Source organism: Nostoc sp. 'Peltigera membranacea cyanobiont' 213 (genome assembly GCF_002245975.1).
Classification (GTDB): Bacteria; Cyanobacteriota; Cyanobacteriia; order Cyanobacteriales; family Nostocaceae; genus Nostoc.
This window is the reverse complement of record NZ_NOLI01000200.1, coordinates 1-10812: the sequence shown is the minus strand read 5'-3', so window position 1 is coordinate 10812 and position 10812 is coordinate 1. Positions and strand designations below refer to the sequence as shown.

General features: G+C 41.4%; 11 protein-coding genes. 5 read left to right on the top strand and 6 right to left on the bottom strand.

Translation table 11 applies throughout. The features are described from left to right. A partial coding sequence (locus CDG77_RS31540; protein ID WP_175586458.1) for a cobaltochelatase subunit CobN occupies positions 1-597 on the top strand: 597 nt, incomplete at its 5' end. A gap of 9 nt (positions 598-606) precedes the next feature. Further along, on the top strand, positions 607-1743 hold the full coding sequence (locus tag CDG77_RS31535; RefSeq protein ID WP_094333152.1) for a peptidoglycan-binding domain-containing protein: 1137 nt from the start codon (positions 607-609) through the stop codon (positions 1741-1743). A gap of 132 nt (positions 1744-1875) precedes the next feature. Here the strand turns inward: CDG77_RS31535 and CDG77_RS31530 are convergent, their stop codons facing one another. The 4 genes from CDG77_RS31530 to lipA all read right to left on the bottom strand — a co-directional run bounded on the left by CDG77_RS31530 (position 1876) and on the right by lipA (position 6547). Next, positions 1876-2337 (bottom strand): Fur family transcriptional regulator, encoded by a 462-nt coding sequence (locus CDG77_RS31530; RefSeq protein ID WP_094333151.1) that lies wholly within the window; start codon positions 2335-2337, stop codon positions 1876-1878. A gap of 432 nt (positions 2338-2769) precedes the next feature. Then, on the bottom strand, positions 2770-4020 hold the full coding sequence (sigC, locus tag CDG77_RS31525; RefSeq protein WP_094333150.1) for an RNA polymerase sigma factor SigC: 1251 nt from the start codon (positions 4018-4020) through the stop codon (positions 2770-2772). A 671-nt stretch (positions 4021-4691) separates the two neighbouring features. After that, positions 4692-5621 (bottom strand): NAD(P)H-dependent glycerol-3-phosphate dehydrogenase, encoded by a 930-nt coding sequence (locus CDG77_RS31520; RefSeq protein ID WP_094333149.1) that lies wholly within the window; start codon positions 5619-5621, stop codon positions 4692-4694. 47 nt (positions 5622-5668) lie between these two features. Then, positions 5669-6547, bottom strand: a complete 879-nt coding sequence (lipA, locus tag CDG77_RS31515) for a lipoyl synthase (protein WP_094333148.1) — start codon at positions 6545-6547, stop codon at positions 5669-5671. A 465-nt stretch (positions 6548-7012) separates the two neighbouring features. On the opposite strand from lipA, the gene CDG77_RS31510 reads away from it, so the two are divergent. After that, positions 7013-8869, top strand: coding sequence for a Mu transposase C-terminal domain-containing protein (locus CDG77_RS31510; RefSeq protein ID WP_094333147.1), 1857 nt, complete (start codon positions 7013-7015; stop codon positions 8867-8869). Positions 8870-8931: 62 nt separating this feature from the next. Beyond that, complete coding sequence (locus CDG77_RS38970) at positions 8932-9081, top strand: hypothetical protein (RefSeq protein ID WP_308737813.1); 150 nt, start codon at positions 8932-8934, stop codon at positions 9079-9081. A gap of 159 nt (positions 9082-9240) precedes the next feature. On the opposite strand, the gene CDG77_RS31500 is transcribed toward CDG77_RS38970, so the two are convergent. Continuing rightward, a complete protein-coding gene (locus CDG77_RS31500) occupies positions 9241-9642 on the bottom strand; it encodes a hypothetical protein (RefSeq protein ID WP_223270082.1) in 402 nt (133 codons plus the stop codon). Positions 9643-9763: 121 nt separating this feature from the next. On the opposite strand from CDG77_RS31500, the gene CDG77_RS31495 reads away from it, so the two are divergent. Next, positions 9764-10024 (top strand): helix-turn-helix domain-containing protein, encoded by a 261-nt coding sequence (locus CDG77_RS31495; protein ID WP_094333145.1) that lies wholly within the window; start codon positions 9764-9766, stop codon positions 10022-10024. Between the two features lie 183 nt (positions 10025-10207). Here CDG77_RS31495 and CDG77_RS31490 read toward each other — a convergent pair whose 3' ends face one another. Beyond that, positions 10208-10750 (bottom strand): hypothetical protein, encoded by a 543-nt coding sequence (locus tag CDG77_RS31490; protein WP_094333144.1) that lies wholly within the window; start codon positions 10748-10750, stop codon positions 10208-10210. Positions 10751-10812 lie beyond the last annotated feature (62 nt).

The window sequence follows — 10812 nt, the reverse complement described above, 5'->3', positions numbered from 1 at the left end:
CCCCAATCCCCAATCCCCAATACCGAAGCCTTCAAGCAACGCTTATCTCAAATGCAAGTTGTCTTGCACAATCAAGATAACCGCGAACACGACTTACTCGATTCTGATGATTATTACCAATTTCAGGGTGGTTTAACAGCTGCGGTGCGTTCTCTACAAGGAAAAAATCCCCAAACTTATTTTGGTGATAATTCCATACCCGCTCAACCACGAGTCCGCCAACTGAAAGAAGAGATTTCACGCGTGTATCGTTCTCGCGTAGTTAATCCCAAGTGGATTGCAGGAGTAATGCGCCACGGTTACAAAGGTGCTTTTGAAATGGCGGCGACAGTAGATTTTTTATTCGCCTACGATGCTACAGCTAAATGTGTCGAAGATTATATGTATCAAGGCATAGTAGAGGCTTACTTGCTCGACCCAGTTGTGTCAGAATTTATTCAGGAAAAGAACCCTTATGCTCTGCGTGATATTGCTGAAAAATTATTAGAGGCACATAAGCGCAATTTGTGGGAGGATGTAAATATAGGAACATTAGAAGCTTTGAGGAACCTAGTACATCAAGCTGAAGCAGTTATCGAAGAAAAATCAATGGTGTAGGAAACAAATATGGAAAATCTTGCGTATTTGCACCTAGCTTTCGCCTACGAAGACAGTACACCCAGTGAATTGGTCTCCCTCAGTTCTTTGTTTAACAAAGCAGCTGCACCAGACTGGAAACGGCTTTCTGGTAGGGCTTGGAAGTATATGTTGCCCCTTGCTCTGTCCTTATCTATTCTTGGCGCTGTCAGCAGCGTCATAGCACTGGAAACAGGCGATCGAGGCCCTTCTGTCAGAAATCTCCAACAAAAGTTAAAAACAGCAGGTTTTTACCAAACTTCTGTTAGCCAAGTATATGACGCATCCACACAAGAAGCTGTGCGCCGCTTCCAAAAGGCTGCTGGTTTACCAGTGGATGGCATTGTTGGATCGAGTACCCTGCAAAAATTAGAAAGTTGGCAAGCTAAAAAGCCTAGTACTACGACTACACAAGCTAAAAAAGCCACTGTTGTAAGTACACAACAAGCCAAAAATTCCAGCACTACTAGTTCAGCAACTACCCAGCGCCGTAATCCCAACTACCTGGCAAAGGGGGATGAAGGTGAAAATGTCAGGGTTTTGCAAGAACGCTTAAGAGTCGCAGGCTTTTATTACGGGAACGCCACGGGGATATTTGGCCCAATTACTGAAGAATCTGTGAAGCGGTTCCAAGATGCTTATAAATTAAGTGTGGATGGAATTGCTGGCCCAGCAACATTAGGTAAATTGCCAGGAGTTGGCATCGGTGATGGAGAAGAGGCGGCTCCCAAAAAGGTAGTCAATCGAGATAAACTCCGTGTAGGCGATCGCGGTGAGCCAGTTAGAGTTATCCAAGAACAATTGATCCAGGCAGGATATTTAGAGGGAGAGCCAAATGGCTACTATGGCCCCTATACTGCCGATGCTGTACGCAGATTTCAGGCAGCTAATTTCTTGACGGCAAGTGGCGTTGCTGGCCCAACTACGCGAGCTAAGTTATATAGCTCAGTTAATACTGCTAGCAAAAGCGAATTTAATACCCTAGAAATCCAAACGCGACTACGGGAGCGGGGTTTTTATAAAGGCAAGCTGAACGGTGTGATGGCAGATGACACCAAAAAAGCGATTAAACAAGCTCAAGAATTCTACGGCATTAGCCTCAAGGATCTTAAGAGCGGACGCTTTTAACATCCGCTTTGGTGTTGTTAGTATCAGTCCCCAACTCGTTTCTAGCCTCTAGTAACAGCAAATTACGCACTGCTCAAAATTCCCCTTATTTGGTTAATTTGAGTAGTTTCGTCTTTTTATACTACCCAAGTGCTAAAGCGGCATCAACGCCCGTTGGCACTTGGGACACACTGCATGAATTGTCATTTGACAATCAAGCAGGTGGAAACCTTCTTTTTGAGCAGTTTTCGACCCAATTTTTAAAATTGAGTCATTTTTAAACTCAATAGTTGAGTTGCATCTAACACAAATTAAGTGATGGTGATGATGGGGATAGGGCTGGTTGATCTCATAATGCTTATGTCCCTCGCCCAATTCTAATTCCCGTAAAAGTCCCATCCTGGCCATCAACTTCAAAGTCCGATAAATAGTTGACAAACTGATCCCTTTCCCTTCACCATCAGTTTCTAGCCGATGATAAAGATCCTCCGCACTCAGATGTTCGCCTTGCGGAAGTTCTTGAAAAATGTGTAAAATCGTTTCGCGCTGGGGAGTTAATCGCCAGCCTCGTTCGTTCAGTTCTGCCTTGAGTGAAGTAGTTGTGTAGACAGTCATACTAATATTTCTCAACAAAGCTCGTTAATTGAGAATATAACAAATCTTGGGAGCAATTTGCAACAATCATTGCCTATTGAGAATTCTTACTAAATATTTAAAAACAATTCATCAAATCTCGATCAAAATTCAAGTAATAAGCTGTAGTGCATTTAATTTGCATACAGCGAATAGTTAGGATACTTGTAACGATTGCATCCCTTGACTTTAAATTTTGCGTGAGTTAATTTTGAATTGTTTAGTTGCTCCCCACCTTCAAGATATCTGAGCAAAGCTTGGGGGAAACTCTCATCCAATTAAATGCAAATTATTTTCTATAAGCCTCTAAAAGGCTTTTAACCTGGGATAAACTCAGTCTTTTGTCCCTAGTCATTTGTCAATTGTAGTTTTCTAATGACAAATGACTAATGACAAATGACTCTTAAACATTGACTAACTTAGAGACTCCAAATAGTCGCGGATGAGGTTGCGACGCTTGGGTTGGCGTAGCTTTTGCAAAGCCTTGGATTCAATTTGCCGAACTCGTTCGCGCGATAAGTCGAGAGCGCGGCCAATTTCTGCTAAAGAGTAAGGATGACCATCAGCCAAACCAAACCGCATTAAAATTACATCGCGTTCTCGGCTAGTCAAATCTGATAAAAGATGATGCAAGTCTCTTTGTAAAGATTCTCGCATTAACATTTCTTCTGGGGTTACACAGTCAGTTTCAAGTAATTCGCCTAACTCGGTGTCTTTATCTTTGCCGACTTTGGTTTCCAAAGAAACAGAGCGAGGAACCCGTAACAAAACTTCTCTTACTTGGGTCGGTGTCATCTCTAACTCAGTTGCTAAATCTTCTAGAGTTGGGGTGCGACCTTTTTCTTGAGCAATTTTGCGTTGGGCCTTTTTGATTTTGTTTAACTTTTCGGTAATATGGACAGGGAGGCGGATGGTGCGACTAGAAGTTGCGATCGCTCTTGTAATTCCCTGACGAATCCACCAGTAAGCATAAGTACTGAAGCGATAACCCTTAGTGGGGTCAAATTTTTCTACAGCCCGCTCCAAACCTAGTGTGCCTTCTTGGACTAAATCCAACAATTCTAAACCGCGATTTTGATACTTCTTAGCAACAGACACAACTAGGCGAAGATTAGCCTTAATCATGTGTTCTTTTGCTTGCAGTCCTTGGGTTTGAACTTGCTCCAACTCTTCTACAGTCAACTTGGCAATTTCTGCCCAGCGACGTTTGCCATCTGCCAAAGTCGGTCTGAGATCGGATAATATTATGTCAGCAGTAGCAGCCCACCTTTCTAAAGACGGGCGATGTCCTAGTTCTGAGGTCAGACGTTCTTGAACTTCAATTAACCTCAGATAAGGTGTAATCACTTCATCTCCTTGCTTTGCGGCATTAGCAAGCACTATCCGCATCCGCAAGTAACGTTGGACTTTTTGAGCTTCTGAAACCTCTTCATCTCGCCCCAACAAGCGAACCCGACCAATTTCTTGAAGATACAGGCGTACTAGGTCTGTACTCCGACGGTTGGTGCTAGCAGCAAAGTTAGCATTGTCTACAGTTGCTATCTCTAGCTCATGTAAATCATCTACCGATAACTCGCTTTCATCAACCGTGAGATCCGAGTCCAAAGCCTGGCGGGACTTTTTGGTGTTGTAGGGGGCATCTGCATAAAAAGATGTTGCTGGCATAAAGATCGTCTCAATGGCTCCAGGTAACAATAGATTTCGGTCAGCTTAGATTACGGTCAGCTATTCAACTGTTGCTATTGTTCCCGTGAATCACGATGAACTAACATAGTTGAAGGTTCCATTACAATTTTTTTAGAAATTAACTGTAATGGTTTTATTGGATACAGGATTACTGAACTTAATTGGCTGCTAAATTTTTGATTTAACCAATAGCTATTCAAATTGGCAGCTAGGCTTTCAATATTTCAACTACTTAGTTAACATTTCAACCTTGATGGGTTTTGATGGTAACTTTTGTAACACAGTATAAACATCCTTCAGTGAATGTCATCTTTATAATTGGCATAGTCACATTTACATGGCTACAAAACTAATATCCTGACGATTTAGCAATTTTTTCTCAGGATTATTCAGGTATAAGTAGAACTAATAGATATTGGGGAAGTGATTAGTGTTAACTGCAAAAATTCCATCCACACGGAGATAGAAAACGCGGGGAAGTTATCAAATACTCTCTTCTTGTCCCCTTGTCGTGTTAACCTCTCAATTTCAATAATGGTTTGTAAAAGTTTGTAGTAAGCACTACCCTACGGGAACGCTGCGCGAACAGTGTTTAAAATTGAGCGATAAATCGCTCACTACAAACCTTGGAAAATTAATTTGGTGGACTATTAGTAGTTGTACTCTGGCTTGATATCTCGCAGCATCAGTTCATCAAGTGCTTGTTGAGGTGTGACTTCACCCTGAAGTAACCGATAAACTTGCTCAGTAATTGGAACCGGAATGTTTTGTTGCTTGGCTCGTTGCATCAAAACCTGGCAAGTATTCACTCCTTCAGCAGTTCCTTGTAAATTTGCAAGAGTTTCTTGAAGTGTTTTACCACCAGCTAGCTGGTAGCCGACTTGATAATTGCGACTTAAGGGACTATTGCAGGTTGCTAACAAGTCTCCAAGACCCGATAAACCATAAAATGTTTCCGTCTTTGCACCCCAGTCGTTACCGATGCGAACCATTTCTGTGAGTCCTCGGGTGACTAAAGCAGCTTTGGCATTGGTTCCTAGATGTAAACCATCGCATACACCAGCTGCGATCGCAATCACATTTTTTAGTGTTCCCCCCAGTTCCACCCCCAAGGGGTCGGGATTGGTATATACCCGGAAACGATGAGAAGAAAATACTAACTGCACTACTTCGGCAGCTGTGGAAATATTACTGGCTACCACTGTTGCTGCTGGTAAATCTAGTTGGATTTCTTTAGATAAATTAGGCCCAGACAAAACAACTACTGCATGGACAGGAAATACTGTTTGCCAAATTTGCGACGGCGTACAGGTGGTTTGAGGATCTAAGCCTTTGGTCGCCGTCACAAAAATTGTCTCTGGAGAAAGGGGGAAAGACTGGACTTGGGAAGCAACATCTCTGACACCAATCATTGAGATTGCAGACAGGATTATTTGAGCATTTTCTAACACTGCTTGGAGAGTTTGCGAACCTTGACGCGACCACACGCGTACCTGATGACCATTTGCTGTGGCGAGATTTGCTAGAGATGCACCCCAAGCACCTGCACCCAGAATTGCTACAAATTTTGAATTAGTCATTAATCAAGTCTCCCCCCAATCACCCCATGCTTTTAGCAATCTAAAATCTAAAATTGGCTGCGTGGATAACGTTCCATTAATTCCCTGACTTGCTCTGCATGATATGAGCTTCTTGTCAATGGTGAAGAAACAACTTGTAAAAATCCGATTTCTTCGCCGAATGCCTTCCAAGCAGCAAATTGTTCTGGATTGATAAATTCATTTACTTGTAAATGTTTTTGACTGGGTTGGAGATATTGCCCAATTGTCAAAATATCGCAATCAACAGTTCGCAAATCTTGCATGACTTGGCGGATTTCGGCATCAGTTTCACCAAGTCCAACCATAATCCCAGATTTGGTGTATGTGCTAGGAGAAAGTTGCCGAGTGCGCTGTAATAATTCTAATGTGCGATCGTAGTTTCCTTGGGGACGTACCCGGCGATATAGGCGTGGGACAGTTTCGGTATTGTGGTTTAATACCTCTGGCGCAGCTTGTATAATCAATTCTAGAGCATTCCAATTACCGCACAAGTCAGGAATTAGTACTTCAATTGTGGTGTTAGGTGAAACAGAGCGAACCGCATCAATACACGCCATAAACTGAGATGCACCACCATCAAACAAGTCATCTCGGTTTACAGAAGTGATGACTACATGATTAAGGTTCATGCGGCGAACAGCTTCCGCCAGTCGTGGAGGTTCTGTTGGGTCTAGTGGTTTAGGTTTTTTCTCAAAATCAATATCGCAGTAGGGACAAGCGCGTGTACAAGCCGGGCCCATAATCAAAAACGTGGCAGTACCGGCATTGAAGCACTCACCAATATTTGGACAGGAGGCTTCCTCACAAACTGTATTGAGGGCTAAATCCCGCAAAATGTCTTTAACGTTACCGATGCGCTCTCGCCCAGGTGCTTTTACCCGCAACCAGTCTGGTTTTACAGTCACAATCCGCTTTTACCACTAGAGTTATACAAATTCAATCGTAGCAAGCAAAGTCTTGGGTGAAGCGATCGTAATATTATATGAACCTATCTGTACAGCGACAGTTATATATAATGTAGAGCGACAAATTATTTGCCGCTTTTTCTATTTGACAAATAAAATGATTGCCACGGTCAATTAATTTGTCGCTCTAGAAGTACTGTACATTCGCAAATTATATGTCGCAATTCGCAGATAGTGTCGCAACAGCATCGGAATAGCTCAAACCGTTATCTTGTAAGGATTATAACCTATTTAATGACACTAAAAATAAATTTGCTTAATTCGCATTTTCTATGTCGTAAATCCTAGATTATCAAATTAAATGTCGTTTGTTAAGATTTAGGTATTTATCAAATTGTATGTCGTATTCTTAGCCAATTAATGGTACATTAGTACCTTAATTATTCATGAGTGTTTTTCACTCCAATGGCAGACAAACAATTTGAATTCACGGAAGAATTAACGCAAGCTCCAGATGCTATTTTTCTTGACAAGAGTAATTTTGTTGTAGATCCATCCCAAATTATTCTGGAAACATCAGATAGGCATAAACTGACATTTAATCTGATCCAGTGGCTTGCTGAATCACCGAATCGCACGATTAAGTCTCAGAGAAAGCAGGCTATTGCAAATACTCTTGGTGTTTCTACTCGTCAGGTGGAACGTCTCCTCAAGCAATACCATGATGACAAGTTATCAGAATCAGCAGGAGTACAACGCTCAGATAAGGGAAAACATCGAGTCAGCGAAGACTGGCAAGAATTTATCAAAGCAATTTATGAAGAAAGTCTTAAAAAGAAACATCCAATTTCACCAGCATCTATAGTTCGGGAAGTAAAGCGACACGCGATCGTTGACCTTAAGCTGAAATCAGGAGATTATCCTCATCAAGCTACAGTTTATAGGATTTTAGATCCTTTAATCGCACAACATAAACAGAAGACAAAAGTCAGAAATCCGGGTTCGGGATCTTGGATGACAGTTGTAACACGAGATGGACAGCTACTGAAAGCTGACTTTAGTAACCAAATTATTCAATGCGACCATACCAAACTGGATATTCACATAGTTGATAGTAATGGTAATTTATTGTCTGACCATCCTTGGCTAACCACTATTGTGGATACTTATTCAAGCTGTATTGTTGGTTTCCGCCTATGGATCAAACAACCAGGTTCTACAGAGGTGGCTTTAGCTTTAAGACACGCTATCTTGCCCAAAAACTATCCTGAAGATTATCAGCTAAATAAAGTTTGGGAAATATGCGGGACTCCTTTTCAATATTTTTTTACTGATGGTGGAAAAGATTTTCGCTCAAAACATCTTAAAGCCATTGGTAAGAAACTAGGATTTCAGTGTGAACTACGCGATCGCCCTCCCGAAGGCGGTATTGTAGAACGCATTTTTAAAACTATTAATACTCAAGTTCTCAAAGATTTACCTGGTTATACAGGGGCAAATGTTCAGGAACGCCCCAAAAATGCAGAGAAAGAAGCGTGTTTGACAATACAAGATATAGACAAGATCCTAGCTAGTTTCTTTTGTGATATTTATAACCACGAACCATATCCCAAAGATCCCCGCGAAACAAGATTTGAGCGCTGGTTTACAGGAATGGGAAGAAAACTACCTGAACCTTTGGATGAGCGAGAATTAGATATCTGTTTGATGAAAGAAGCGCAACGAGTTGTTCAAGCGCATGGATCTATACAGTTTGAGAACCTGATTTATCGAGGAGAATCACTCAAGGCATATAGAGGTGAATTTGTAACGCTTAGATATGATCCAGACCATATCCTGACTTTATATATCTACAGCTGCGAAACTAATGATAATTTAGAAGATTTCTTGGGCTATGCTCACGCCGTCAACATGGATACCCATGATTTGAGTATAGAAGAATTGAAAGCCTTGAATAAAGAGCGAAGTCAAGCTCGTAAGGAGCATTTTAACTATGATGCCTTATTAGCATTAGGTAAACGGAAGGAACTTGTGGAGGAACGTAAAGAAGACAAAAAAGAAAAAAGACGCTCAGAACAAAAGCGTCTACGTTCAGCTTCCAAGAAAACCTCAAATGTTGTTGAACTGAGGAAAAGTAGAGCTAATGTTTCTTCAAAGAAAGATGACAAACTGGAACTCTTGCCACAGAGAGTTTCAAGGGAAGAACTAGAGCCTCAGAAAACAGAACTACAACCAGAACTATCTGTTCAAGTTGACACTCAAGAGCAGGAAAGACACAAGCTGCTTGTCCCTAACCGTAAACAACATTTGAAAAAGATTTGAGTAAGCTAATTGGTGTGCAGGTCGAGAGGTTATATGAGATGCTGCCACCAAAGGGTGTGACTATGAAACCTAGACCAATTAGGTTATGTGGTGCTTGCTATGCAGAAGCTCCTTGTCACCGCATTGAGTGGCAGTATAAGGAGAAAATGAAGTGCGATCGCCACCAGTTGGGTTTGTTAACAAAATGCACTAACTGTGAAACACCTTCCTAATTCCTTCCCATTGGCTGCAAGGAGAATGCGCTCATTGTTCCTTGTCTTTTGCAAAAATGGTGAAGCGTCAGAAGCACTATTGACAAAAAACTCCAAATAAGAAAAAGACGTGAACTTAATCACGTCTCCAGGTAATGGAAAATTAATGCATGAAAGTTATTAGGCTACATCTGCTACTAGCAACCCGTTGACAGCGACGATGAAAATCTGTGCTAACTCAGGAGTGTTACAACAAGGTCTTTCATCTCTATTACAGGGTTGTGCTACCCATTTGCCCTCAAAATTCTGATAAAAAGTTCCGAGAAGCTGAGAACCATACCAAACTCGGTACATTTCTCCAAGATCATCTGGCACTGAGTCGATTTCAATTTCTGGTGCTACTGCATCAGCTAACTCCTCAACGTATTCCTTGAACTCGGATTGTGCCAAACTTTGGTTATCAAATACTTCTTGTGTAATCATGTGAATGACCTCATCAATGGGGTTGCACAAAAGGCGATCGCAGACTCTTCCCGGAGAGCGATCGCTTTTGTTTTTTCTATCACTTAATCTACGTGACACGTAGACATACGTCAGGTGTAGATTAATAAAACTTAGAATGTTATAAATCTACTTGTAATTATAGATACTGATAAGTAGAGAAATCTACGTCTAGCAGCTACTAAACTGAGGATGTAGTGATATGCCTTTGGATAAAGTGATTCGTTGGAAATTAAATGAAGTGATGGCGCGAAAGCGAGTTAGAAACAAGGACTTGGCAGAGGTGCTAGGGATAACAGAAAATTCGGTTTATAGACTTCGCAAGGTTGACGAAATGCCGCGATTAACACCAGAACGCTTAAACGGGATTTGCAGGGCGTTGAATTGTCAGCCTGGTGAGCTTTTGGAATATACCCCGGATGGTGGTGATGATAAGGTTGTTTCTATTGTTGATATGGCATGAGTGCGATCGCCACAAGTTGAGTTTATTAACAAAATCTACTAACTGTGAGACACCATTCCCAATCCCTGCCGATTGGGAGCTAGGGGAATGCCCTCATTGTTTCCTGCCTTTTGCAAAAATGGCGAAGCGTCAGAAACGCCTTTGAAAATGCTTAAAGTTAGAGATGCGAACAGTCCTCTGCAATTAAATAGAAACTACACTAAGGTCTATGCAACCTTTGCAGGCAGGGTATTTAAGTGTAGAGATCACATTTTCATGTTCTGCCTCTTTTTCTCGTTTCCATGTACCCGAAGTTTCTGCAAGAATAGTAGTTTCTCCTGCACATAATTGCTGTTTTTCCAAACCTGATTTACCCATTGAAATACGTTCGCTAGCTGAGTGTACGCATGAACGGGTCACTTCTGTACAGATAAATTGTTCCAACCGTTTAGATGTATCGTTTTTTAGGCTTAATAGTAAGCTAAAAAGTTCTGGTACAACGTGGCCATATTTATTGTTACTACCAACAGATAAAACTGCTATTTCTGGATCAATAGCTTCTAATAATTGCCTGAGATCATCTCCATTTTTGGGGTATGCCCCGTGATGAGGAATTTTAACAATGTTCGCGCTCAGTTCATTAGGCTGGCAAATATCAATACATTCCTTGAGTCCATCGCCCTCAATATCTGCAAGTAGCAAAGCTGCGAAATTGCCATAAGTGGCACGTAATAAGCTGTCGGACATTTAACTTGCAATAACAGCATTACCCTTATTCTTGATTTTTCTGCCCCACTTAATAATTAGTT